The organism is Xanthomonas sp. Leaf148, from assembly GCF_001423585.1.
Classification (GTDB): Bacteria; Pseudomonadota; Gammaproteobacteria; order Xanthomonadales; family Xanthomonadaceae; genus Xanthomonas.
Genome location: NZ_LMOP01000009.1, coordinates 49,134 through 75,181, shown reverse-complemented (window position 1 = coordinate 75,181; position 26,048 = coordinate 49,134). Strand labels below are relative to the sequence as shown.

Genomic DNA, 26,048 nt, shown 5'->3' with positions numbered 1-26,048 from the left:
TGGGATCTGGGCACGTCACGGATCAAGGTGACACTGCGCTGAGCCTCTACCGCATCTTCAGTCAGTCAGACCCAGAAGATCCAGGATGGGCTTGGCCCAAGCACCTGCTTCCCATCCTCCACGTTGGCTGCGCCATCCACTACTGCATAGACTTGGCTACACACGGCAATCCCTTCGTTCAATTTGACCCCAACGGGTACGGGCCGGGGGACGATTGGGAGGGTGCTTTTTCGGTGGTGCTCCCAAAACTGGAGTCTTGGCTGGGCGGGCTCTAACAATTCATTCAAGCCGACGTCGCTTCGCGGGTCGGCTTAATTCAGGCGTTAGGCGGATGGACCGCATCCCCACGCACAACGACCCAACGGTCGGCCAAGCTCAGTCGTAATTGCTCAGCGCCAGCGACAGCAGTGCCTTGGTCTGCTCGCGCAGCGAGATGGGTTCGACGATTTCCGCGTCCGAGCCGTAATGCAGCACGTCCATCAGCAGCTCGCGCGAGTTGCTGTACGGCAATTTGAGCTCGTAGCGGCCGTCGGGCAGAAAGCGGCCCTGCTGCTTGGAGTGCCAGTGTTCGTCGGCCACCCAGCGCGCGGCCTTGGCGCTGAACACGATGGTCGCCCAGCCCTTGGGTGCGCCCGAAAAGATGCCGTAGCTGGCGGCCAGTTGCTCATCCAGCTCGCTGTCGGGAACATCGCGCGGGGCGGTATCGAGCAGGCGCGCATGATTGATGCGGTCCACCGCAAAGCTGCGCACGCCATCGCGGCCATGGTCCCAGGCATCCAGGTACCAGTTGTCGCGGTAATGGGTGATGCGCTGCGGGGACACAGTGCGCTTGGTCGATTCGTCGGTAGAACGCGCGCGGTAGTCGAAGCTCAGTTGCTTGCGCTCCAGCACACCGGAGGCCACGGTGCGGAAGCTGGCTTCGTCCAGCTTGCGGCCGCGATGCGGGATCACCCGCACCCGGTCCACCGGCCATTGCGAAACGCCGGCCTGCGCCGCCAGCAGCCCTTCGATGCGCTGCTGCAACGGCGCCAGCATCGAGGACAACACCCCGCCGCCGGTACGCGCGAGCAATTGTTGGGACGCCAGCAGGGCATGCAGTTCTTCCGAACTCAGCCACAGGCCGGGCAGCTCGAAGCGATCGCTTTCGCCGGACAGATAGCGAAAGCCCGATTCGCCGTCGCCTTCCACCGGCGCCATCAGCGCGTCGCGCAGAAACGCCAGGTCGCGATACACGGTGGCGCGGGAGCAGCTCAGCTCATCCTGTAGCCGCGCCACCGTGACCGGGTAGCGCGCTGACTTGAGCAGGCGATGCAGGGAGTTGATGCGTTCATAGCGGTCCATGCCCCGATTATGTCCGGTTCTTCGTGCCGCGGGGTGAGCGTCGCTATGCACTCCCGTGCAGAACAAGTCCCTTCCGCGTTGGTCGGGTTGCGCTGGTTGCGAAGACGCCGCGCGCCAGGCCTGCGCGGTGCCCGCGACCGGACGCGACAGCACACTACTCAGGGGCCAGCGCCGGAACCGCCAATGAAGCGCGGCATTCACTTGGTTATGACGTGCCGCACAGTCCGTTATCATGAAATCGCTTTCACCCTCCCGCCCTGCCCTCAAGCGAGCTGCCCATGTCCCGCCGTGCCCCGTTGTCTGCCCTGCTGCCGTTGTTATTGATCACGCCTGCCGTCTGGGCCCAGGCAGTTGCACCGACGCCAGTGGACCCTGCAGCTGCGCTGATGCCCTCCCCTTGGGGCGGCAGTAGCGGCGAGCTGGGCTACGCTGCTGCCCACGGCAACAGCACCACCGATAGCCTCAATGGTCGCGTGCGCCTGCGCTACACCGACGGCGACTGGATCCACAGCCTGGATGCCACCGCGCTGCGTTCGAGCTCGGAGTACACCAATACCAACGACGACGGCAGTACCGAACGCGAGCGCCAGACCACCGCCGAGCGTTACACCGGCAGCGCCGGCAGCGCGTTGCAGTTGGGCGAGCACCGCCAGCTCACCGCCACCGGCCGCTACGAGCACGACGACTTCGCCACCTACGATCGGCTGGCCACCTTCGGTATCGGTTACGGCACGCGCCTGATCAACGCCGACCGGTTCTATCTGGACGCGCAGGTCGGCCCGGGTATCCGCCGCGCGCATAACAGCGACGAAGACCGCAACGAGACCGGCCTGATCGGGCGCGGCCTGTTCGACCTCAAGTACACCGTCACCGACAACACCGATCTGATCAACACGCTGCTGGTGGAATCGGGCGAATACAACACCTACGCGCAGAACGATTTCGGCGTGCAGGTGAGCATGAACTCGCACTTCGCGTTGAAGGCCGCCTGGCAGATGCGTCACAACAGCGACGTCAGCGACGGCGACAAGAAGACCGACACGCTGACCACGGTGAACCTGGTTTACACGTTCAAGTAAGCGATTGGGCGGTTGTGGGGCGGGTTTGATAGCGGAGGCGGGTTATCGGTAATGCCCTCGCGGCCTGGGCCGCTCCTACAGTGAGGCGGCGGCTGCCGGCGATTACGCAATTGCGCGCTTGTAGGAGCGGACCTGGCCGCGACGGGGCTTCCTCGGTAACGCCCTCGCGGCCTGGGCCGCTCCTACAGTGAGGGGAGCGGCTGCCGGCAACTACGCAATTGCGCTCTCGTAGGAGCGGACCTGGCCGCGACGGGGCTTTCCCGGTAATGCCCTCGCGGCCTGGGCCGCTCCTACGGTGCGGCGGCGGAGGCGCGGCGGCGGGTCGGCGTTACAGCTCGGCCAATAGCTGTGCGGCGCCCTTGTCGAACAGGCCTTGCGCGACGCGGCGACCTAATTCTTCGGTGTCGTCGGGGCTGCCGTGCGCATCGGCATGGATCAGGCGTCCATCGCTGGCGCTGCCGACCATGCCCTGCAGGTACAGCCCCTCGCCTTCCCAGGTGGCGAACGCGGCCACCGGTACGTGGCAGCTGCCGTGCAGCGCGCGATTCATCGCGCGCTCGGCTTCCACGCAGACGCGGGTGGCGGGCGCATCCAGCACGGCCAGCAACGCGTGGATGCGCGCATCGTCGCCACGGCATTCCACTGCTACCGCGCCCTGTGCCGGTGCCGGCAACCACTCCGGCGCGTCCAGCCGCGCACTGATGCGCGCGTCAAAACCCAGCCGCTGCAGGCCGGCGCAAGCCAGCACGATGGCGTCGTAGCCGCCGTTGTCGAGTTTGGCAAGACGCGTGTTGACGTTGCCGCGCAGGTCGATCAGTTCCAGATCCGGGCGCGCGGCACGCAACTGCGCCTGACGCCGCAACGACGAGGTGCCCACCCGCGCGCCCAGCGGCAGCGCCTGCAGGCTGGCGTAGAGGTTGGACACCAGCGCATCGGCCGGGTCGCCGCGGCCCAGGATCGCCGGCAGCACGAACGGATCGTCCAGTTCCATCGGCACGTCCTTGAGCGAATGCACCGCGCAATCGGCCTCGCCGCGCAGCATGGCCAGCTCCAGTTCCTTCAGAAACAGGCCCTTGCCGCCGATTGCCGCCAGCGAGCGGTCCAGCACTTCGTCGCCGCGAGTGCTCATCGGCACCAGCACGACCTCCAGTCCGGGATGGTGCTGGCGCAGCGCGGCGGCGACGTGTTCGCTCTGCCAAAGGGCGAGCGGGCTCTTACGGGTAGCGATGCGGAGCGTGGTCATCCGGCCATTATCGCGGACCGGACCGGTAACTCATACATGACGCAGTTGATCGCGCAGGCTGGCCACGCAACGCCGGCTCACTTCCAGGGTCTGCGGCACGTTGCGCAGCACGGCGTGCACCTGTCCATCGCCGCTGCGGCGCAGCTCCACCAGCTCGTCGCGGGCGACCAGGCAATTGCGATGGATGCGCACCAGGCGGTCGGCGAATTCGTCTTCCAGCGATTTCAGCGACTCTTCGATCAAGTCCTCGCCACGGGTGTGGTGGACGATGACGTATTTCTCTTCGGCCTGCAGATAGCGGATATCGCCGATGGCGATCAGCCGCAGACTGCCACGCAGGCGCGCGCACAGATGGGTGCGCAATGGCCGCGGTGCGGCGCCGGGTGCGCGCCCGGCCAGGAACGTGGCCACTTTTTCCAAGGCGGCGGCCAGGCGTTCCGGGCGCACCGGTTTCATCAGGTAATCCAGCGCGGCGGCGTCGAAGGCGGACAAGGCATGCTGGTCGTAGGCGGTGCAGAACACCACCGCCGGTGGCGGCTGGCTCTGGCGTAGCAGCCGCGCGGTTTCCAGGCCGTCGACGCCGGGCATGGCGATATCCAGCAACACCAGATCCGGGTGCAGGTGTTCGCACTGCTGCAGCACCTGCTGGCCGTTTTCGGCCTCGCCGATCACCTCGACCTGCGGATGCTCGCCCAGCAGCATGCGCAGGCGCTCGCGCGCCAGTGGCTCGTCATCAGCGATCAGCACCCGCACTTGCGTGGCCGTCATGGACATCCCCCTCGCTGCAGTAACTCCCCGTCACGGCAGCGGCAATGTGATCTCGCAGGCATAGTAGCCTTCAGCCCAGCTGGCCGCCATCCGTGCCCCGGCACCGAACTGAAACGCCAGCCGGTGCGAGATGCTGGCTTGCGCATGCCCGGCCCCGGCAAGCAACGGCAGCTGGGTTCCCGGTTGCGGGGCCGGGTTGACGATGCGGATCTGCAACTGGCTGCCGCGCTGACGCAGCGACAGATACAGCGTGCCGCCCTCGGGCATCCGCGAGACCCCGTGCAGCACCGCGTTTTCGACCAGCGGCTGCAATACCAGCCGCGGCATCGGCAGCTCCCACGGCAACGGCTCCTGACGGTGCCAGCGCACCTGCAGGCGCTCGCCCAGGCGCAAGGACTCGATGGCCAGATAGCGCTCGGCCAGCTCGCATTCGGCGCGCAGGGTGGACAGGCCTTCGCCGGCGCCGAGCGCGGCGCGAAACAGATCCGACAGATCCAGCACCGCCTGCTCGGCCACCACCGGGTCACGCCGCAGCAGGCTGGCAATCAGATTCATGCTGTTGAACAGAAAGTGCGGGCGGATGCGTGCCTGCAAGGCATCGGCCTCGGCACGCGCGTTGGCCTGCACCTGCGCTTCCCAGCGGTCGCTGACGTAGAAATAGCGCAGCGCCAGCGCGGTGATCAGCACCACCGTAGCCGCACTGCCCAGGGTGAAGCGCCAGAAGCCGACCAATGGGCCGAGCGGGGCCTGCTCCAGTACGGCATACAGCGCGTGCACGATGCCGGCGCCCAGCATCGCCACCAGCGCGGCGATCAGCAGCGCGGCCAGCCCACCCAGCTTGGGCGGCAGCCGCGACAGCCCCGGCCGCAGCACGCACAGCAACACGGTGACCGCCAGCGCCAGCCACAGCGCCAGGCCGCTGGCCGAGACGAAGCGCGACAAGGTGAGGCTGCGCGCGGCGCCGGCGTCGGGCACCAGGGTCACCACCAGCACCACCAGCTCGGCCAAGCCCAGCATGGCGCCCAATCGCGGTAGCCGGCACAGGTCCGGCATCCAGGTGATCTGCGGGGCGCCGGTGGCCATGGGCTCAGGCGGCGGTGAAGCGCGCCTGCATCCAGTTGCGCAGCGCTTCGATTTCTTCCAGACAGACCTGATGGCCCATCGGGTAGGTCTGCCATTCCAGGGCGAAGCCGAGCGCGCGCAGGGCCTGCATGCTGGCCTGGCCGGCAGCGAACGGCACCACCGGGTCGGCGCTGCCATGCGCCATGAACACCGGTTGGCGGATGGCGGCCGGCTGCAACTGGCTGGCGGCCGCTGCCGGGTCCGGCAGGTAGGTCGACAGCGCGATCAACCCGGCCAGCGGCACGCTGCGCTGCAGGCCCACGGCCAATGTCACTGCGCCGCCTTGCGAGAACCCCGCCAGCAGAATGCGCTCGGGCGGCGTGCCACGCGCCTGCTCATGGGCGATCAGGGCTTCGACCTGGGCGACCGATTCGGCGATGCCGACCTTGTCGGCACGGCTGGCGAAATCCATACCGACGATGTCGTACCAGCCACGCATGCGCACGCCATTGTTGATGGTGATCGGGCGGATCGGCGCATGCGGGAACACGAAGCGCAGCGCCGGCCACTGCGGGCGCACCAATTCCGGCACCATCGGCGCGAAGTCGCTGCCGTCGGCCCCCAGGCCGTGCAACCACAGCACGGTCCACTGCGGGTTGGGTCCGGTCTCGCGTTCGATCACTTCCAGCATCATCCAGCTCCGCTTGGGGGCCGGGCATTATGCCTTGCGCACCGGTCCTGACCCGATCACGTGGGCTCGAACGCGCCGGTCACCCGGAGCGCGTGCGGCGATTTGCCGTCGCGCAGTGGCCATGTGTGGGCCGCGCCCTTCGTCAATGCAGACGCTGCCGGCGTAGCACCGGTAACGGCGACACAGCGTGGCCGGCGAGCATCGGCGCAGCACGCTGGGTCCAATCAGGCCAGCAGGCCCAGCCGCTCAGATCAGCGAAGGTTCCAGCGCGGCGGCGCGGCGCAGTTCGGACGCACGCACCAGCACCTTGGGCGGGTCGAGCTCTTCGGGGATGCAGAAAATACCGGCACGGCGCAGCGCCAGGCCGCTGCGACGCAGCGAGGTCAGCGCCACCACCGGGATCGACACCGCCATGCCCACGATCACCGGCCCCATCCAGGCGGCCAGCGACGGCGAGACGGTGTACGCCACCGCGCCCATGAACAAGCCGAACACAGTCAGCCCGCCGTAGCTGCGCAACAGCGCCGGCCACGACAGCTTGCCGTCGTCGCGCACCTGCGCATCCCAACCGGAGTCCTTGCCGGCCAGCACTTCGAACACGCCGCGCGACTGCAGGTACATCACCACCGGCGCCATCAGCGCGGCCAGCACGGTTTCCAGCAGGATGCTCAGCAGCGCACGAATGGCGCCGCCGCAGGCCTTCATCTCGCGCGGGTTGAGCAACAACGCGATATAGCCCAGCAGCTTGGGCGCCAGCAGCACGAACATGGTGCAGATGAAGATCCAGATCGCATTGCCCTGGCTGCTGCCATGCCAGTAGCGCGCAGGCGAGAACGGCAGGTCGCCGGCCAGATCAATGCCGCCGCCGGCCAGCGGAATGCCGATGCCGATCAGCATCAGCAGGCCCCACATCGGCGCGGTGAAGTAATGGCCGATGCCGATCAGCATGTGCATGCGGCTGATCCAGTGCAGGCCCTTGGCGCTCACCACCTTGGCGTGCTGCAGGTTGCCCTGGCACCAGCGGCGGTCGCGGATCAACAGGTCGGTGAGCGTGGGCGGGCCTTCTTCGTAGCTGCCCTGCAGGTACGGCACCATGTGCATGGCCCAGCCGCCGCGGCGCATCAGCGCCGCTTCCACAAAGTCGTGGCTGAGCACGTGCCCGCCGAACGGCTTGCGCCCGCGCAACGACGGCAGGCCGGCGTGATCGGCGAACGCCTGGGTGCGGATGATGGCGTTATGGCCCCAGTAATTGCTTTCGGCGCCATGCCACCAGGCCACGCCGAAGGCGATGATCGGCCCATACACGCGGCCGCCGAACTGCTGCATGCGCGCAAACAGCGTCTGCCCGTTGACCACGGCGGGCAGAGTCTGGATCAGGCCCACGTCCGGGTTGTTTTCCATGCCGGCGACCAGCCGCACGATGGTGTCGCCGGTCATGACACTGTCGGCGTCCAGGATCAGCATCTGCGGGTAGCTGCCGCCGAAGCGGCGCACCCAGTCGGCCACATTGCCGGCCTTGCGCGCGGCATTGTCGGCGCGGCGGCGGTAAAAGATGCGGCCATGCCCGTCGACGCGGTCGCACAGCTCGTTGTAGACCAGTTCTTCGGCACGCCCGATGTGATCGCGGGTGGTGTCGCTGAGCACAAAGAAGTCGAAGTGCTCCAGCTGGCCGGTTTCGGCCACCGATTCGTAGATCGCCTGCAGGCCTGCCAGCAGGCGGCGCGGATCTTCGTTGTAGGTGGGCATCAACAACGCGGTACGCGAGCGCAGCGTGGGCAGCGGTTGCTCGGGGTCGATGCCGAGCTTGCGCCCGGCGCGCGCCACCACGGTGATGAAACCGGCCACGGCGCTGGCAAAGGACATCGCGATCCACGCGAACAGCAGCACGAACAGGCCAAGCAGGCAGCCTTCCAGCACGCTGACGCCGTCGGGCCACAGCACGCTGAGCATCACCCACACCGCGATGGAGGTAGTGACGAAGGTGCCGCCGATCAAATAGAAACGGCGCACGCCGATGCCGACCGGCGAGGTGCGCTGATGGCGCACCTGCAGGCTGCCTTCGCGCAAGCTCTGTTCGGGCATCGCCAACGGCGCTTCCGGTGGCAGCGTGGGCTGGCCGGCGTCGAGGGCGGATAGGGGGGGGATTGCAGTTGGTGCGGGGGGAAGGGTCACGGTGCCGTCCATCAAGGCTGCCCGTCGCACGCGTGCGACAGTGCGGTCTGCAGCGGGAGATCCATCCCCGCCACGCGTAGCGAGCGTACAAAGCGCGTCGCACGGGCAAGGTGCCCGGCGGCGTGCGACCAGGTCGCGGTATTGGCAGCTATGAAACCACTCCGATGCACAAACTCTCCTGGCGGCGACGCAACGTCGCGGCTCATCCTAAAGAATCGACCGTTAAAGGAAACGAAGGCCATCGTGCAGTCTTCGCCCCTCCCGACGAAGACCGCGCGGCAGACTACGCGGTAACGACCGAACGCAACCCCAACAGATTGCAGTCTGGGGCGCGTGCTGTCACGGCCTGCAAATCACGCAATGACCGCTATCGATGCAAACGTTGTGCCATCCGTGGCACACAGCAGTGCAACCGGTTGCAGGATGTCGGGCGTGCCGGAAACGCGATGACGCGGACTATCGAAGCGACGTGCTGCGCAGATCATGCCGCGTGGCGCGATCTCGCGTTGAGCTGCATGGGCATCGGCGCGGCGGTTGTTGGGCCGCTCTTGCGGCTTGCGCTGGAGCCATGACACGCAATGCGATGCGGCGATGCGGCGTATCCAATCCCGCGCTGCGCTGCGGCCTGCCCCACACCAGGTATCGCGTGCGACAAATTCACCGCAGCGCACGGCCTTCTACGTGCCACGTGAAAGGCGACTGCGGCAAGGATGGGCGCGGCGATGCTTGGTCGCACGCTCCTGCCCTGCCGCGTCAACATGGCTTACTTGCGCGCGGCCTCGCTGGCATCGCGGGTGGCGCGGAATTCCGAGTCGCTGCTCCAGTTCGGCCACTGGCGCGAATCGGCCAACTGCTGGCCCAGCGTGTACAGCACGCCCAGATCGCGCGCGGCACCGGCGAAGGTCCAATCCGGCTTCCACTCATCGCCTTGCTGGTGATAGCGCTTGGCGGTGTAGTCGTCCGATGCCGCCTTGCCTGCGGCAATGCCGCCCACTTCCCAATCCTGCCCGGCCGCATACGACAGCGCCGGCACACCACGCTTGGCGAAGGAGAAATGATCGGAGCGGAAGAAATAGCCCGCCTGCGGCTTGGGGTCGGGCGTGTAGCGTAGCTTGGATTGCGCCGCCACGGTCTTGAGCTGATCGAGCAACTCGAGTTTTGCGGTGCCATAGATGCCGAAATCGCGCGAAGGCACGAACGGGTTCATGCCGTCCATGTTGATCACCGCCACCGTGGTGTCCAGCGGATACAGCGGTTTGGAGGCGTAGAACTCCGAGCCCAGCAAGCCCTTTTCTTCGGCAGTGACGGCCAGAAACACCACCGAGCGCTCCGGCTTGGGGCCGCTGGCAAACCCGCGCGCCAGTTCCAGCAACGCCGCCGTGCCGCTGGCGTTATCCAGCGCACCGTTGAAGATGGTGTCACCACGCGCGTCCGGCTTGCCCACGCCGATATGGTCCCAATGCGCGCTGTAGATCAGCGTCTCGTCGGGGCGTTTGCTGCCTTCCAGGCGTGCCACCACGTTGTGCGAGGTGATCACGTCGGACTTGACCTGATAGCTGGCACTCAGGCCCTGGCCCTTGAGCTCCACCGGCTTGAAGCCGCGGGTCTGCGCCTGCTTCTTCAACGCATCGAAATCCAGCCCGGCGCGCTTGAACATCGCGGTGGCCAGATCGCGCTGGATCCAGCCTTCCACGGTGGGATGCGCGGCGCGCGGGTTGTCGCGCACCACATCGAACATGGTGTTGGTGTTGGAGCTGGCCACGGTGTCCCAGCCATAGGAGGCCGGCGCGGTTTCGTGCACCACCAGCACGCCGAGCGCGCCCTGCCGTGCGCCCTCTTCGTACTTATAGGTCCAGCGGCCGTAATAGGTCATGCCGGCGCCATCGAAGGCGCCCTTGCCTGTTTCGAAGTCGGGGTCGTTGATCAGGACCACCGCGATCTTGCCCTTCAGATCCACGCCCTTGAAGTCGTCCCAATCGCGCTCCGGCGCCTTGACGCCATAGCCGACGAACACCAGCGGCGCGTTGGCGATGTCGACCTTGGACGAACCATCCAGCGCAGCGCGGATAGCGATCTCCTTGCCTTGCGTCAGCGCCTGCAGCTTGCCGGCATTGGCCAGCGCAAGCGTCGGTGCACCGACGATATCGGCGCGGCGCAACGGCACCGCCTGGGTCCACAGGCGCTTGCCATCTTTGAGATCGCCGCCGGGCTGCAGGCCCGCGTCGGCAAATTGCTTGCTCAGGTAGGCGATGGTTTTTTCTTCGCCGGCAGTGGCCGGGCCGCGGCCTTCGTAGGCATCGGAGGCCAGCTCCTTGACGTCGCGCGAGATGCGCGCGCCATCGAACGTCGGCGCCTGCGCCATCACTGCGGTCGAGACCGCCATTGCCAAGAGTCCCACGGCAAGTCGCTTCATTGCATACCCCAGATATCAGACAGCCCTGGAGTGTAGCCACCCGCGCGTGCAAGCGGCAGCATGTCGCGGGATGGCCGCCTGCGATGACCGCGCTGCGCCGGACCGGCTGTCGGCACGCCTGCACGCGGTAGGGCGAGGGCGATGCGCGCGCTTAAAACAGGTCCACGCTGCCGGTCTGTTGCATGGTCTGCAGCAATTGCCCGCTGGCGATCAGCTCGGCGTACACCACGGCGCGATTGCGGCCGTGCTGCTTGGCCCAGTACAGCGCCTTGTCCGCTTCGTCCAGCTGCTGGCTGATCAGGCGCCCGTGCGTCAGCTCCACGATGCCGGTGCTGAGCGTGACCTGCCCGACCTGCGGGAACACATGCTCGGCAACGGCAAGCCGAAACCGCTCGAACAGGCTGATCGCAACATCGCGCTCCACGCCACGCAGCACGATCACGAATTCTTCGCCGCCGAAGCGGAACAGCAGATCGTCCTGACGGAACGCGCGCTGCATCAATTGCGCGACCAGCAATAGCACTTCGTCGCCATACAGATGACCGAACGTGTCGTTGACACGTTTGAAATGATCGATATCCACGATGCCCAGCCAGACGCTTTCGTTGGCCGGCGTCTCTGCCCCGCCTGCGAACAGCCGCAGGATCACATCGTCGAAGGTCTTGCGATTGCGCAGGCCGGTCAACGCGTCGCGCTGCGCGTCGTCGAGCAGGCTGCGGTAATTCTGGAAGAAGCGTGCAAAGCCCTGCAGCATCGCCTGTTCGGCGGCACCGGGCGGGCGTGCACCGCCCACCCGCAGGCAGGTGCGGATACCGCGCGCTTCCATCATCGGATAGACCAATAGCGCCTGGCCATTCTGGTGCAGGTGCACCACATCGCCCGGGCCATGCACATCGACCAGCTGGGCGCGCATCTGCGCATCCTTGAGCTCGGCCACCGTCAGCGACAAGCGGCCGTCGTCGTGCAGGCGGGTTTCGGCCATGGTGCGGCCATCCGGGGCGATGCGCAGCAGCGACAGCTCTTCGGCGGTGCAGAGCTCGCGCATGGTGCGCAACAGGCTCAGATCGAGCAGATCGGCATCGCGGATGGCGGTCATGTCCACCATCCGTTCCAGCAACGGCGTGGCGCTCATTGGCGGCTCGGCCGGTACGCAGATGCAGACGCAGGCCCGCCTTGCCGGACACGGCGGGCTGGCGGACAACTGGAGTGGCAATGCGCAGGCTTCACGACAACGACCGGCAATCAGGATGCCGGTTCATCGGCGCCCCAGCCGCAAACTTGAGGTCGGCAGCCGCCAAGGCTCAGCGCGCGGCCAGCCGCCGCTGAGCAGCGGACACGCCCGCCCGCGACACCGCTGGGGACGGCTGCCCTGGAATGCTCAGGGCAGCGCGGATTCCAACGCGTCTTCGCCCAGCGCATGCCGCTGCATCAGGCGGCGGCTGCCGGCATTCAGGCCCTTGACCTGCACGTCCAGGTCGTGATGCCGCAGCCGCTGCACCACTTTGTCCAACGCCGCCACGGCGGTGATGTCCCAGAAATGCGCGCGGCTCACGTCGATCACCACGCCGCGGCCGGGCACCTCGCGCGCGTCGAAGGCGTCGATGAACACATCGGCCGAGGCGAAGAACACCTGCCCGCGCACGCTGTAGGTGCGCACGCCATCTGCGCCATCGCTATGCGCGATCTGCAGCAGCCCGGCCACCTTGAAGGTAAAGAACACCCCGCTCAGCACCACGCCCACCGCCACGCCGGCAGCCAGATTGTGGGTGGCCAGAGTCACCGCCACGGTGGCCAACATCACCACGCTGGAGGTACGCGGGTGGGTGACCACGGTGCGCAGCGAACGCCAGTCGAAGGTCTCGGCCGACACCATCACCATGATCGCCACCAATGCCACCACCGGAACCTGCGATACCCACGGCTTGAGCAACACCATCAGGATCAGCAGAAACACGCCGGCGAACAACGTCGATAGCCGGCCACGACCGCCGTACTTCACGTTGCCAACGGTCTGGCCGATCATGCCGCAGCCGGCAATGCCGCCGAACAGGCTGGCGGCCGTGTTGGCGATGCCCAGCCCGGTGCACTCGCGGTTCTTGTTGCTGGGGGTATCGGTGAGTTCGTCGACCACCCGCGCGGTCATCATCGATTCGAGCAGACCCACCATGGCGATGGCCAACGCCGGCAACGCGATGATGCGCAGCGTCTCCAGCGTCATCGGCACGGCCGGCCATTGCAGGAACGGCAGCGCATTGGGCAGCTTGCCCAGATCGGCCACGGTCTTTAGCGGCAGGTGCAGGGCGCTGCCGGCGATGGTCAGCAGCAGGATGCACAACAGCGGCGAGGGAATCGCCGACAGGCCGGGCACGCGCAAGCGCGGCAGCCCGTAGATGATCGCCAGGCCCACACCGAGCATCACCCAGCTGGTGAGGTTGGCGCCCAGCAGATGCGGCAGCTGTGCGGCGAAGATCAGCACCGCCAGCGCATTGACAAACCCGGTGCGTACCGAGCTGCTGACAAAACGCATCAGCACGCCCAAGCGCAGCAGCCCGAAAAGGATTTGCACCGCGCCGGCCAGCAGCCCGGCCGCCAACAGATATGGCAGCCCGTGCGCCGCCACCAGTGGTGCGGCCACCAGCGCCACCGATCCGGCCGCGGCAGAAATCATCGCCGGGCGTCCACCGCAAAATGCAATCACGATGCCGATAACGAAGGACGCGAACAGGCCGACTTGCGGGTCGACGCCCGCCACGAAGGCGAACGCAATCACTTCGGGAATCAGGGCAAATGTTGCGACCGCACCGGCCATCAGTTCGCGCGCAGGTGAAGCGCGCCATTGCGCCAGTTCGGCACGCAGGAAAGACATTGGGGGACACTCCGGGGACAAAAAGGACAGCCTGCGGACAGCGCGCAGCGACGATAGTGTGCGGGAAAGCGACCGCGCCCGCAGCCCACCTGTGATCTGTGCGCCAATGCGCTTTTCTGTGGCTGCGATCACGCCGCGCGACGCGGACGCAGACCAAGATGCCCCCCTCACCGCGCTCGGGTGTCGAGTTCGGTTATCTAGGGAGATCACCATGTCCATTTTCAGGACCGCAAGTACGCTCGCACTGGCCACCGCGCTGGCCTTGGCCGCCGCCCCGGCGTTCAGCTATTCCATCAGCAACAACCGGGTTGTCGACGACAGCGGCAAGGTGGTGCAGCTCAAGGGCGTCAACGTGTTTGGCTTCGAAACCGGCAACCATGTCATGCATGGCCTGTGGGCGCGCAACTGGAAAGAGATGATCAATCAGATGCAGGGCCTGGGCTTCAATGCCGTGCGCCTGCCGTTCTGCCCGGCCACGCTGCGCAGCGACACCATGCCGAGCAGCATCGATTACAGCCGCAACGCCGACCTGCAGGGCCTGACCTCGCTGCAGATCCTCGACAAGGTGATCAACGAATTCAACGCGCGCGGCATGTACGTGCTGCTGGATCACCACACCCCCGATTGCGCCGGCATTTCCGAGCTCTGGTACACCGGCTCCTACACCGAAGCGCAGTGGCTGGCCGATCTGCGCTTTGTGGCCAACCGCTACAAGAACGTGCCGTACGTGCTCGGCCTGGATCTGAAGAACGAGCCGCACGGCGCCGCCACCTGGGGCACCGGCAACGCCGCTACCGACTGGAACAAGGCCGCCGAACGCGGTTCGGCCGCCGTGCTGGCAGTGGCGCCGAAGTGGATCATCGCGGTGGAAGGCATCACCGATAACCCGGTGTGCTCGACCAACGGTGGCATCTACTGGGGCGGCAACCTGCAGCCGCTGGCCTGTACCCCGTTGAACATTCCGGCCAACCGTCTGCTGCTGGCACCGCATGTGTACGGCCCGGACGTCTATGTGCAGTCGTACTTCAACGACAGCAACTTCCCCAACAACATGCCGGCTATCTGGGACCGTCATTTCGGCCAGTTTGCCGGCAAGTACGCGCTGCTGCTGGGCGAGTTCGGCGGCAAGTACGGCGAAGGCGATGCGCGCGACAAGGTGTGGCAGGACGCGCTGGTGAAGTACCTGCGCAGCAAGGGCATCAACGAAGGCTTCTACTGGTCGTGGAACCCCAACAGCGGCGATACCGGCGGCATCCTGCGCGACGACTGGACCACGGTGCGCCAGGACAAGATGACGCTGCTGCGCACCTTGTGGGGCACCGTGGGCAGCACCACGCCTACCCCGACGCCCACGCCCACTCCAACACCCACTCCGACTCCTACGCCCACGCCGACCCCGGGCACCGGCACCTTCAGCACCAAGGTCATCGTGGACAGCAGCTGGAGCGGCGGCGCATGTAACCGCGTGCAGGTCACCAACACCGGTACCGGAAGCGGTACCTGGTCGGTGACGGTGCCGGTGACCGGCACCGTCAACAACGCCTGGAATGTGGTGTGGTCGCAGAGCGGCAGCACCCTGCGCGCAAGCGGTGTGGATTTCAACCGCACGCTGGCCGCCGGTGCAACGGCCGAGTTCGGCTTCTGCGCAGCAAGCTGATGTGAAAGGCGGCCGCGCGTTGCGTGGCCGCCGTCGTATCGCGCGACCGTCCGCCTGGATGTCCAGGAGATGGCGATACGCCGCGATTGATCGACCAAGCAAATTGATCGACATGTCGTGCCTGCGATCTGTCTAACGACAGCAGGCCGTTGGTAGGAGCGCACCTGGGCGCGATGAGGCCTTATCGGTAACGCCGCATCGCGCCCAGGTGCGCTCCTACGTTGCATGGGCGCTGCGGTTTTTATAAGCAGACGCTGCCGCAATCAGTATTCAACCCGCATGTGAATCAGCCGTTATCCATGACATAGCGCCCTGCGCGGCGCGTTCTGGATGCTGTTGCCATGCCCGTTGTCTCCCTGTTGCGTCGCCATGTTGCCAATCTCCCGCTGACCCGCAAGTTCGTCCTGTTGTGCACACTGTTGACGGTGGGCGTGATCCTGCTGGCCGTTGCCGCAGCGCGTCTGCAATATCTGGATCTGGTCGAGGCGCGCAAACTCAGCGTCAGGACCGAGGTCGAGATGGGCCTCACGGTGATGCAGCATTACGCCGACAAGGTCAAAGCCGGCGAGCTCAACGTCGATCAGGCAAAAGAAGCGGCACGCACGACGCTGGCCGACATGCGCACCAACGATGGCGTGGATTACTTTTTCATCGTCGACCCGCAGATGCGCATCCTGATGCATCCCAAGCGCCCGGTCGGCACCGACATGTCCGATTACAAGAGCGATGCCGGGCAGTACGTGTACCGCGATATCAAGACCGCCATCGACAGCGGCGATGGCTTCAGCTATTACGACGCGCCCAAGCCGGGCAAGAAAGAACAGCTGCCCAAGATCAGCTATGCCAAGACGTTTCCGGCCTGGAACTGGGTGCTGGTGATGGGCGTGTACGCCGAAGACATCCAGGTGCAGGCGTGGGGCTTTACGCGGACGCTGACCTTGATCGGCGGCGCTCTGGTGGCGATGGTGATCGGCCTGTGCTGGTTGATCGCCTCGGCGATGGCCGCACCGTTACGCGCCGCCTCACGCACCGCCGAGGCGATTGCCTCGGGCCGCTTCGACAACGACATCCGGGTGGAATCGCGCGATGAAACCGGGCAGTTGATGCACAGCATGCAGCAGATGCAGAACCAGCTGCAGCGCTTCAACGGCGAGATGCAGACCATGATCCGCCTGCAGCAGGGCGAGAACATCGCGCACCGCATCCCGGAGGATTTCCCCGGCGACTACGGCAGCCTGGCGCATGGCGTGAACACGGTGGTGTTCGAACATCTGGACGCCATCAACGAGGCGATGGATGTCATGAGCGAATACGGCCGTGGCGATCTGCGCCGCGATATGCGCCGCCTGCCCGGCCAACGCGCGACATTGCATGAAGCGCTGGATACGGTGAAGAGCAACCTGTCGGCGATCAACAGCGACATCGCGCGTCTGGCCGATGCCGCCGCGCGTGGCGATTTTTCCGCACGCGGCGAGCAGGCGCGCTATCAGTTTGCGTTTGCGGAAATGGTGCAGGCCTTGAACCGTCTGATGCAGCAGGCCGATGCCGGTCTGGACGATGTGGGCCGCATCATGGCCGCCATCGCCGATGGCGATCTGTCGCAGCGGGTGGAATCGCATTACGAAGGTGCTTTTGGCCGCTTGGCAAATGCCGCCAACCGCACCGCGATCCAGCTGACCAGCATCGTGCAGGGCATCCAGCATTCGGCCGAGATGATCAATACCGCGGCCGGTGAAATCGCCAGCGGCAACACCGACCTGTCTACGCGTACCGAACATCAGGCCGCAAACCTGGAAGAAACCGCCGCATCGATGGAAGAATTGACCTCCACCGTGCGCCAGAATGCAGATAACGCGCGCCAGGCCAATCAACTGGTCAAAGGCACCGGCGATGTCGCCGAAAGCGGCGGCCGCGTGGTGCAGCAAGTGGTCACCACCATGCAGGCGATCACGCAATCGTCAGCACGCATTTCCGACATCATCGGCGTCATCGATGGCATCGCCTTCCAGACCAATATCCTGGCCTTGAATGCGGCAGTGGAAGCGGCGCGCGCCGGTGAACAAGGCCGCGGCTTTGCGGTGGTCGCAACCGAGGTCCGTGCCTTGGCGCAGCGCTCGGCCGGTGCGGCCAAGGAAATCAAACAGCTGATTTCCGACTCGGTGGAAAAGGTGGAACAAGGCTCGGCGCTGGTGCAGCAGGCCGGCAGCACCATGACCGAGGTGGTCAGTTCGGTGAAGCGCGTGACCGAGATCATGGCCGAGATTACCGCCGCCAGCACCGAGCAGAGCGCCGGGATCGAACAGGTCAGCACCACGGTGATGCAGCTGGATGAGATGACCCAGCAGAACGCGGCGCTGGTGGAAGAAGCCACTGCGGCGGCGCGCAGCCTGGAAGATCAGGCAGCGGATCTGACGCGCGCAGTGGCCATGTTCCAACTGGCACCGGCGCAGTCTGCGTCGATGCAGCGCCACGGCGTCGGGCAAGCGGCGTAGCAAGCGGAATAGCGTGTGCGGGTGCGCTTCGCGCAACGCCCCCTCATCCGCCCTTCGGGCACCTTCCCCCGAGGGGAGAAGGAACAGCGCAACACGCTTCGCTGTTCAAGCCCCTCTCCCACCGAGAGAGGGGTTGGGGTGAGGGTGCCCCATCGGCCGATAAAGGAATCGCCGTTACCGCTTTCCTCAACGCGCAGCCTCGCGGCCGTTCATCGCTGCGTCCTTGCTGAAGCGCGCATTCTTTGCGGCATACATCGCTTTGTCTGCGGCATGCATCAGGCTTGCCGCCTCGACCTGGTCGCCGTGCTGCCAGGCGATGCCGATGCTGGGTTGGATCGGTAGCCGCTGCTCGCCAAACAAGGCACCAGCGGACGCCGCATGGCGGATGCGCTCGGCAACCCGGGCGCAGTCGGCGTCGGGCGTCTGCAGATTGTCCAGCAACACCACGAATTCGTCGCCGGCCAGACGCGCCACCAGGTAACGGCCTTCCACCGCGCGCTGCAGACAATGGCCGAATTCCACCAGCACTGCGTCGCCGGCGCGGTGGCCATAGGTGTCGTTGATGCGTTTGAAGCCATCCAGATCCAGAAACATTACCGCCACCGCGCGCTGCAACCGATGCGCCTGCAGCACGGCGGTCTGCAATGCCTCGGTCCAGGCATGGCGGTTGGGCAGGCCAGTCAACGCATCGCGGGTGGCACGCTCGTGCATCAGGCGGTGCAATGTTTTGTGCGCGGTGACGTCCTGCGCCATCAGGAAAAACCCTTGTGCACCGTCCAGCATGCGTCGAGTTTCCGGCACCAGGGTGATCTCCACATCGCGTGCGCTGCCACCCACATGCAACACATGCTCGAAACTGGCGCGTTGCCCGTCGGCCACCTGCGCCAATGCGGTGCGTGCGGTCGCGCTGAGCGACGCGCCCAGCAGATGCGTGATCGGCGCGCCGACCAGGCTGGCCGGCTCCACGCCCAGCCAATCGCGGTGCGCTTCGTTGGCGAACAGGCAGCGTTGGCTGGCATCGAACTGGCTGACCAGCGCCGGGGTGGCATCGCTGATCGCGCGTAGCCGCGCTTCGCTTTCTGCCAGACGTTCGGCAGCGACATGGCGCTCGGTGACGTCCTGGATCTGCGAGACAAAATGCACCGGCGCACCGCTGCCGTCGCGCACCAGCGACACCGACAACTGCGCCCAGATCACCGCGCCTTGCTGGCTGATGTAACGCTTGGCCAGGCTGTAGCTATCGCGCTTGCCGGCGATGAGTTCCTGCACCAGTTGCAGGTCCATTTCCAGATCGTCCGGGTGGGTGATCTGCTGGAAGGTCGTACGCAGCAATTGCTCGCGCGGGTAACCGAGGATGCCGCACAAGGACGGATTGACGTCGCGCCAGGCGCCCTCCAGCGAGACGATGGCCATACCCTGCGGCGCGGTTTCGAAGGCGCCGGTGAAGCGTTCGGCGGCCAGCTGCGCGGCAGCCTGCGCCTGCAGCTCCGCAGTGACGTCGATGGCCATGGCCAGATACCCGGCCAGGCCTTGCTGCGCATCGTGGATGACGTTGAAGCACAGCCGCACTCGGCGCAGCTCGCCGTCCTTGCGCACCAGCGTCCACAGTTCTTCGGTCAGCACATTGCCGGCAGCGGCCGCAGCCAGTTCCACATATGCCGGCGGCGACAACGCCAATGTGGCCATGTGGCGCTCCAGCTCGGCCTGCAGATGGAACCGCGACGGGCAGCTGCCCAGCACTTCGTCGGCCGCGTAGCCCAGCAGTTGTTCGGCACCGGGATTGAACAGCTCGATGCGCCCCTGCGGGTCGAAGGCGATGATTGCCACGTCCTGCGAGGCATCCACCAGCGCCTGCAGCCGCGCGCGCTCGGCAGACAAGGCCGCCGACGCACCCCGGAGCTGGGTGATGTCGTGCATCACGCACACCGCGCCCAACGCAGTGCCCTTGTCGCCGACCACCGGGTCTGCATTGCATAGCACGCTGCGCGGAGGCTGACCGTTGGCACGGATCACCAGTTCGGCATTGCGCACGTGCTCGCCGCGCCAGGCACGCAGCAGCGGAATGGCCTCGGTGGGCAGCAGAGCGTTGCCGTCTGCGCTGTACAGATCGAAATGCTGCGCCCATTGCGCCGGTGGCAGCACGCGGAGGTCGGTGCCATGCCATTGCCTAGCGGCGTTGTTGAACTCGCGCAGCAGGCCGTCGGTGCCGCAGGCCACCACGCCGTCGGGCATGGCTTCCAGCAACATGCTCAACGTCTGCCGCTGCGCCTGCGCATCGCGCCGATCGCGGCGCGCTTCCAGCTGGCTGACCGCCTGCCGCGCGAGACGGATCAGCGCCTGTTTCTGATGTTCGTCGAGCACGCGCGATTTGGTGCTGAGCGTGCACAGGGTGCCGTAGGCATAGCCTTCGCGACCGATCAGCGGCACCCCGACATAGGAGCGCACACCGGGTGCGGCGGTCACCAACGGGTTGTTGACGAAGCGTGGGTCGGCCTCGGCGTCGGGGACCTCCATCAACTCGGTGCCCATCACCGCGTAGGAGCAGAACGACACGCTACGCGGCGTGCCCTCCAGGTCGGTGCCGCAGCGCGCCTTGAACCATTGCCGGTCGGCATCCAGCAGCGACACCAGTGCCATCGGGGCGCCGCTGACATGCGCCGCCAGCCAGGCGATATCGTCGAACTCGGCCTCGGCCTCGGTGTCCAGCACCCCCAGCCGGCGGACCGCGTCCACGCGCAAGGCGTCGTTGGCGGGAATCGGCACGGGCGGCAACAGGACGGTCATGGCGTGATGGGCGGGCGGCGTGTGGGCAAGGTAGGTCGCACCAGGTAACGGCGAGGCGAGGATCAACTTGAGTGCACCCAGCCGGGCGCGCTTGCGGCCGATTAAGAGTGGCTAACAAAACGTAACGAGCAGTCGTCAGGTGGTTATGGACGGCACGGAGGAGCCGACGTGTCCGAGTGGTACATGCCGCACCGCGCACCGGCCGCACGCGCCTGGCGGCTGCACAATCGCCTTGTTAGCTGCTCCAAACCCTTGGCGGTCTGTGGGAGAGAGCCGCAGTGGCGAAACGACCAAGCTGGCGTGTGCACCTGGCCGCTGCAGCCGTGCGTCGTGGGTTTACGTGCGGGCGCGTGGCGGGGCTCGGTCGCCAGCCGTCGTGGCGCCTACGCCGGATCCCGTGGTTTCCGCGTGCCGGTAGCGCTAAGCCAACACGGCCCAGGCGAGCCACTCACCGTGCGGCCTTGCTGTCCGTGGCACCTGTGATGCCAGCGTTGCCCGACCCCCGAGCCAGACGGCTGCCCGCTGCGGCCTGCACGCGCCCGATCTCACGCCACCCATTCAACTCAACATGGCATGCCGTCGCCATGCCCGCCTTCCCGGCAGCCCGCCAGCGCTGCCCACCACCCCCATGCCGAACAGCATTTGCGGCCTCGCCAAGCAGCCACTACCCTCGGTCGATTGTCCTGCTCTGGAGTGTCACATGCTGCGTCCGCTGTCCCTGTTGATCGCCGGTGTGCTCGGCGTCGCCGCCGGTACCGTTGCCCCCGCTGTCGCCGCCGCCCCGGCCAGCCTGTCCAAGACCGCGGACAGCAGCGCCATTCCGGACATCGCCTACACCCGCTTCACCCTGCCCAATGGCCTGACCGTGGTGGTGCATGAAGACCACAAGGCGCCGGTGGTGGCGGTGAGCATCTGGTACCACATCGGTTCCGGCGACGAGCCGGCCGGCAAGACCGGCTTTGCGCATCTGTTCGAGCATCTGATGTTCTCCGGCTCGGAAAACAACAAGGGCAGCTTCTTTGCACCGCTGGAACAGGTCGGCACCACCGACATGAACGGCACCACCTGGTTCGACCGCACCAACTACTTCGAAACCGTGCCGACCACCGCGCTGGATACCGCGCTATGGCTGGAATCGGACCGCATGGGCCACCTACTCGGCGCCATCGGCCAGGAGGAACTCGACACCCAGCGCGGCGTGGTGCAGAACGAAAAGCGCCAAGGCGAGAACCGCCCCTATGGCCGCGTGGACCAGAACATCCTGTCCAATCTGTTCCCGGCCAATCACCCGTACCAGCACGACACCATCGGCTCGATGGAAGATCTGGACGCGGCCTCGCTGGGCGACGTCAAACAGTGGTTCAACGACAACTACGGCGCCGCCAACACCACCCTGGTGCTGGCCGGCGACATCACCGTGGCGCAGGCGCGCGCCAAGGCACTGCAGTACTTCGGCGATATCCCGTCCGGCAAGCCGGTGGCGCGTCAGCAGCCGTGGGTCACACCGCTGGCCGCGCAGAAGCGCGGCGTGCAGCACGACCATGTCTCGCAGCCGCGCATCTACCGCACCTGGGCCGCGCCGCAACTGGGCACCGACGACATGATCCAGCTGGATCTGGCCACCACCGTGCTGGGCGGCGGCAAGACCTCGCGGCTGTATCAACGCCTGGTCTATCAGGACAAGTTGGTCGATGACGTGTCCGCCTCGGTGCAGCCGTTTGCGCTGTCCAGCCAGATGCAGATCCAGGCCGACGTCAAAGACGGCGTGGACCCGGCCAAGGTCGAGGCGGTGATCGACGAAGAACTCAAGAAATTCATCGCACAAGGCCCGACTGCCGACGAATTGCAGCGCGCGCAGGTGGCCTACCGTGCCGGCTTCGTGCGCGGGCTGGAAAAGGTCGGTGGCTTCACCGGCAAGGCCGTGCTCCTGGCCGAGGGCCAGGTCTATCGCGGCGACCCGGGTGCCTACAAAAAAGATCTGCAGCGCGGCCAGGCTGCCACCGTGGACAGCGTCAAGCAGGCCTCCGCCACCTGGTTCGGCAAGGGCGACTATCTGCTCACCGTGTTGCCGGCGAGCAAGGACTTCGACCCGGCTGCCGAAGACAAGGCGGTGGTCGCGCGCGCCGCCGAACCGGGCAAGCCGGCGCCCAAGCTGCCCGCCGCCGGCAAGTACAAGGTCACCGCTTCCACCGTGGACCGCAGCACCGGCGTGCCCAAGACCACTCAGTTCCCTGACCTGAGCTTCCCCAAACTGCAGCGCGGCAAGTTGAAGAACGGCATCGAAGTGGTACTGGCCGAGCGCCACACCATCCCGGTCACCCAGGTCGAGTTGCTGTTCGACGCCGGTTACGCCGCCGACCAGGGCAAGAAGCTCGGCACCGCCAGCTTCAGCGCCGCCCTGATGAACGAGAGCACCGCGTCGCTGGATTCGGTGGAAGTGGCGCAGCGCAAGCAGCGCCTGGGCGCGATCACCGGCGTCGGCTGCGATCTGGATAGCTGCAGCGCCTCGCTCAATGCGCTCAACGACCAGCTGCAGCCGTCGCTGCAATTGTTCTCCGACATCGTGCGCAACCCGGCATTCAAACCGTCGGACATCGAACGCATCCGTGGCCAGTGGCTGGCCGGCATTGCGCAGGAAAAGACCAAGCCCACCAGCCTGGGCCTGCGTGCGCTGCCGCCGCTGCTGTACGGCGACAAGCATCCGTACGGCATTCCGCTCACCGGCAGCGGCACCGAAGCGGCGATCAAGAGCCTCAATGCCAAGGACCTGCAGGCCTTCCACGGCCAGTGGCTGCGCCCGGACAACCTGCGCATTCTGGTCGCCGGCGACACTACGCTGGCGCAGATCATCCCGCAGCTGGATGCCGCATTTGGCGATTGGAAGGCCCCGGCCAGCCCGCTACCGAAGAAGAACCTGGTCGACGTGGCCGTGCAGCCCAAGCCGCGTGTGTACCTGATCAACCGGCCGGATGCCCCGCAGTCGGTGATCCTGGCCGGCCTGCTGGCACCGTCGACCAAGACCCAGGACAACCTGGCCATTGGCGTGGCTGACGATGCGTTCGGCGGCACCTTCACCTCGCGGTTGAACATGAACCTGCGCGAGAACAAGCGCTGGGCCTACGGTGCCGGCACTCGTCTGATGGATGCGCAGGGCCAGCGGCCGTATCTGTTCTCAGCACCGGTGCAGACCGACAAGACCGCCGAGTCGGCCAACGAAATCCTCAAGGAAGCCCGGGCCATCGTCGGCGACAAGCCGTTGACCGGCGAGGAGATCGAAAAGATCAAGAACCAGAGCATCCGCGCCCTGCCCGGCAGCTACGAAACCACCACCGCCGTGCTCGGCGCGATCGAAGGTATCGTGCAGTTCGACCGCCCCGACGACTACGTGCAGACGCTCAAGCCGCGCCTGGAAGCGATCGACCAGCCGGCCGCGCAGAAGGCCATCGCGCAGATCATCAAGCCCGACGCGATGACCTGGGTGATCGTGGGCGACCTGAAGAAGATCGAAGCCCCGGTGCGCGCGCTCAAGCTCGGCGAAGTGCAGGTGCTGGACGCCGACGGCAAGCCGGTCAAGCGCTGAGTTTTCGCTAATGCCCTGCACCCACCCGCTTGCGATGCGCAGGCGGGTGGGTGCGGGCAAGCTGGGCGAGATGCACGTGCTCGATACCGACGGCAAGCCGGTCAAGTGCTGAGTTTTCACGGCTGCCCTGCACCCACCTGCTTGCGATGCGCAGGCAGGTGGGTGCAGGGTAGCTGCGCGTTGCTGGGTGTGCGGTGGTTTGGGTGATGCGCCGATCGATTGTTCGATTGGTCGGTTGTTCGTTTGCTTGGTCGGTACTCCGGTCGATTGATTGATTGATTGATTGATCGGTCGGTCGGTCGGTCGGTCGGTCGGTCGGTCGGTCGGCAAGTTGACCGCTTGGTTGACCGAATGCACGTTGCGGACTGACCGCCGGCTCGAGTGGTCGAGCGTTTGGTTGACCGGCTGTGAACTCGCCGATTGGCCGAAAGCCGAAGATCGAATGTTGGTTATCCGGTTATTCGATTGCCCGGCTGTTCGCATGGCCGATTGATTGGTCGGCCCACGGTTTGCAGTCGGCTCGGTCCGTTGTTCGCGCTAAACCGCAACGGCTGGCCGGTTGTTTGATTGGTCGATTGATCGTTGATTGACGGTTGGCCGCAGCAACAACTGAACCATCGGCAGATGGCAACACAGTTCGCTAGGCCTGATCAACAGCCCGCAGCCCGCGCGTCACGTCAGCACGTCAATTTCCGGCGGCGGCAACTCTCATATCGACGCCATGTTATCGGCCATTCCGGTAAGGTTGGACCCTCTCCTCGACAGGTGCTTGGCTGATCCGATGAAAGAGATGCCGACGGCAGATGAAGCCTCCCGCCAGCAGGTCCTCGATGGTTACCGCATCGTCGACAGCCTGCCCGAAGATACGTATCAGGACATCGTGCAGGTGGCCGCATCGCTCTGCGATACGCCTATCGCGCTGATGTCGTTGGTAGACCGCGACCGCCAATGGTTCAAGGCGCAACTTGGCCTGGGGTTGCAACAGACCGACCGCAGCCAGGCCGTTTGCGACCACGCCATCCGCGACCCCGGCCACCTGATGGAAGTGCCGGACCTGACCCAGGACCCGCGTTTCCGCGATATTTCCGTGGTCACCGGCGACACCGGCGCACGCTTCTACGCAGGCATGCCGTTGGTGACGACCGAAGGCGTGGCGCTAGGTACTGTGTGCGTGCTCGATACCGAACCGCGCTCGCTCAACGAACTCCAGCGCACCGGTTTGCAGGCGCTGGCTCGCGTCACCATGAACCTGCTGGATGGGCGTCAGGAAGCACTGCAACAAGAACGCACCGCCATCCTGCAGCCGGCCGCTGCCGCGGATACCCAGACTCCGTACCGGCTGGTGATCCTGGAAGTGCAGGAACTGGCCGCCTTGGCAGAACGCCAGAGCGAGCGGCTGCTCGGCCGTACCTTGCAACAGCTCGACCAGGCGTTTGCCGCACTGGTGCAGGGGCCGGGCAACAGCATCGACCGGGTCACCGACAGCGCGGAATTCATCGCCGTCCTGCGCGACCCCGATGCCGAACGCACGTTGCAACACCTGCGCGACGTCGCGCAGTTGCAACATGCGCTGGGCCTGACCGTGTTACTCGGCGAAGCACAGGCCACCCGCGCCGACGAACCGATCGGCCAGGTCTTTTTACGCGCGGAAATTGCGCTGAGCGCAGAGAAGGATCGCTACCGGCAGAGTCTGGCCTAGGCCGCTGCTTCGCTGCCCGTACCCTCACCCCTCTCCCGCCGGGAGAGGGGCTTCACGGCAGCGATCGGCGGACTGCCTTCCCCCGCCTGCGGGGGAAGGTGCCCAAAGGGCGGATGGGGGCCAGCCGTTGGCCGATCCAGCCAGCTGTTCTCACCCTGATGGGCACAACACCTTTGCAAGGTGGAGTTCAGTGTTGGGTGC

The 26,048-nt window shown here is 65.9% G+C and carries 16 protein-coding genes and 1 other RNA gene; 6 read left to right on the top strand and 11 right to left on the bottom strand.

The features are described 5' to 3' along the window. Window positions 1–375: 375 nt before the first annotated feature. Window positions 376–1,341: a YafY family protein gene (locus tag ASF90_RS12655; protein ID WP_055850534.1), complete on the bottom strand. Its 966-nt coding sequence runs from the start codon at window positions 1,339–1,341 to the stop codon at window positions 376–378. 278 nt (window positions 1,342–1,619) lie between these two features. Here ASF90_RS12655 and ASF90_RS12650 point away from each other — a divergent pair, with 278 nt between their 5' ends. Next, window positions 1,620–2,420 carry a DUF481 domain-containing protein gene (locus ASF90_RS12650; protein ID WP_055850532.1) on the top strand — a complete coding sequence of 267 codons (801 nt, stop codon included), beginning with the start codon at window positions 1,620–1,622 and terminating at the stop codon, window positions 2,418–2,420. 328 nt (window positions 2,421–2,748) lie between these two features. On the opposite strand, the gene hemC is transcribed toward ASF90_RS12650, so the two are convergent. The 5 genes from hemC to mdoH all read right to left on the bottom strand — a co-directional run bounded on the left by hemC (window position 2,749) and on the right by mdoH (window position 8,368). Beyond that, on the bottom strand, window positions 2,749–3,663 hold the full coding sequence (gene hemC, locus ASF90_RS12645; RefSeq protein ID WP_055850529.1) for a hydroxymethylbilane synthase: 915 nt from the start codon (window positions 3,661–3,663) through the stop codon (window positions 2,749–2,751). A gap of 30 nt (window positions 3,664–3,693) precedes the next feature. After that, window positions 3,694–4,431 (bottom strand): LytTR family DNA-binding domain-containing protein, encoded by a 738-nt coding sequence (locus ASF90_RS12640; RefSeq protein ID WP_055851383.1) that lies wholly within the window; start codon window positions 4,429–4,431, stop codon window positions 3,694–3,696. 30 nt (window positions 4,432–4,461) lie between these two features. Further along, the gene (locus tag ASF90_RS12635) at window positions 4,462–5,514 is read right to left on the bottom strand and encodes a histidine kinase (RefSeq protein ID WP_055850527.1); all 1,053 of its coding nucleotides are present in this window, start codon (window positions 5,512–5,514) and stop codon (window positions 4,462–4,464) included. A gap of 4 nt (window positions 5,515–5,518) precedes the next feature. After that, window positions 5,519–6,187, bottom strand: a complete 669-nt coding sequence (locus ASF90_RS12630) for an alpha/beta hydrolase (RefSeq protein ID WP_055850524.1) — start codon at window positions 6,185–6,187, stop codon at window positions 5,519–5,521. A gap of 243 nt (window positions 6,188–6,430) precedes the next feature. Continuing rightward, window positions 6,431–8,368: a glucans biosynthesis glucosyltransferase MdoH gene (gene mdoH / locus ASF90_RS12625; RefSeq protein WP_055850522.1), complete on the bottom strand. Its 1,938-nt coding sequence runs from the start codon at window positions 8,366–8,368 to the stop codon at window positions 6,431–6,433. A 152-nt stretch (window positions 8,369–8,520) separates the two neighbouring features. On the opposite strand from mdoH, the gene ASF90_RS24265 reads away from it, so the two are divergent. Then, window positions 8,521–8,928, top strand: coding sequence for a hypothetical protein (locus ASF90_RS24265; RefSeq protein ID WP_236699266.1), 408 nt, complete (start codon window positions 8,521–8,523; stop codon window positions 8,926–8,928). Window positions 8,929–9,119: 191 nt separating this feature from the next. On the opposite strand, the gene ASF90_RS12615 is transcribed toward ASF90_RS24265, so the two are convergent. The 3 genes from ASF90_RS12615 to ASF90_RS12605 form a co-directional block, all read right to left on the bottom strand. Further along, on the bottom strand, window positions 9,120–10,769 hold the full coding sequence (locus tag ASF90_RS12615) for a M28 family metallopeptidase (protein WP_055850516.1): 1,650 nt from the start codon (window positions 10,767–10,769) through the stop codon (window positions 9,120–9,122). A 151-nt stretch (window positions 10,770–10,920) separates the two neighbouring features. Then, window positions 10,921–11,901, bottom strand: a complete 981-nt coding sequence (locus tag ASF90_RS12610; protein ID WP_055850513.1) for a GGDEF domain-containing protein — start codon at window positions 11,899–11,901, stop codon at window positions 10,921–10,923. A 246-nt stretch (window positions 11,902–12,147) separates the two neighbouring features. Continuing rightward, on the bottom strand, window positions 12,148–13,635 hold the full coding sequence (locus tag ASF90_RS12605; protein ID WP_055850510.1) for a SulP family inorganic anion transporter: 1,488 nt from the start codon (window positions 13,633–13,635) through the stop codon (window positions 12,148–12,150). Window positions 13,636–13,846: 211 nt separating this feature from the next. On the opposite strand from ASF90_RS12605, the gene ASF90_RS12600 reads away from it, so the two are divergent. Both ASF90_RS12600 and ASF90_RS12595 read left to right on the top strand, forming a co-directional pair. Next, window positions 13,847–15,292 (top strand): glycoside hydrolase family 5 protein, encoded by a 1,446-nt coding sequence (locus tag ASF90_RS12600; RefSeq protein ID WP_055850508.1) that lies wholly within the window; start codon window positions 13,847–13,849, stop codon window positions 15,290–15,292. Window positions 15,293–15,651: 359 nt separating this feature from the next. Further along, window positions 15,652–17,784, top strand: a complete 2,133-nt coding sequence (locus tag ASF90_RS12595; RefSeq protein ID WP_193552581.1) for a methyl-accepting chemotaxis protein — start codon at window positions 15,652–15,654, stop codon at window positions 17,782–17,784. A gap of 186 nt (window positions 17,785–17,970) precedes the next feature. Here the strand turns inward: ASF90_RS12595 and ASF90_RS12590 are convergent, their stop codons facing one another. Both ASF90_RS12590 and ASF90_RS22305 read right to left on the bottom strand, forming a co-directional pair. Next, complete coding sequence (locus ASF90_RS12590; RefSeq protein WP_082473534.1) at window positions 17,971–20,670, bottom strand: PAS domain S-box protein; 2,700 nt, start codon at window positions 20,668–20,670, stop codon at window positions 17,971–17,973. Window positions 20,671–20,677: 7 nt separating this feature from the next. Beyond that, window positions 20,678–20,753, bottom strand: a non-coding RNA gene (locus ASF90_RS22305) — sX9 sRNA. A gap of 515 nt (window positions 20,754–21,268) precedes the next feature. Between ASF90_RS22305 and ASF90_RS12585 the strand changes: the two genes are divergently transcribed. After that, window positions 21,269–24,148, top strand: a complete 2,880-nt coding sequence (locus ASF90_RS12585; protein WP_055850500.1) for a pitrilysin family protein — start codon at window positions 21,269–21,271, stop codon at window positions 24,146–24,148. A 781-nt stretch (window positions 24,149–24,929) separates the two neighbouring features. Next, window positions 24,930–25,847: a GAF domain-containing protein gene (locus ASF90_RS12580; RefSeq protein ID WP_055850497.1), complete on the top strand. Its 918-nt coding sequence runs from the start codon at window positions 24,930–24,932 to the stop codon at window positions 25,845–25,847. Window positions 25,848–26,048 lie beyond the last annotated feature (201 nt).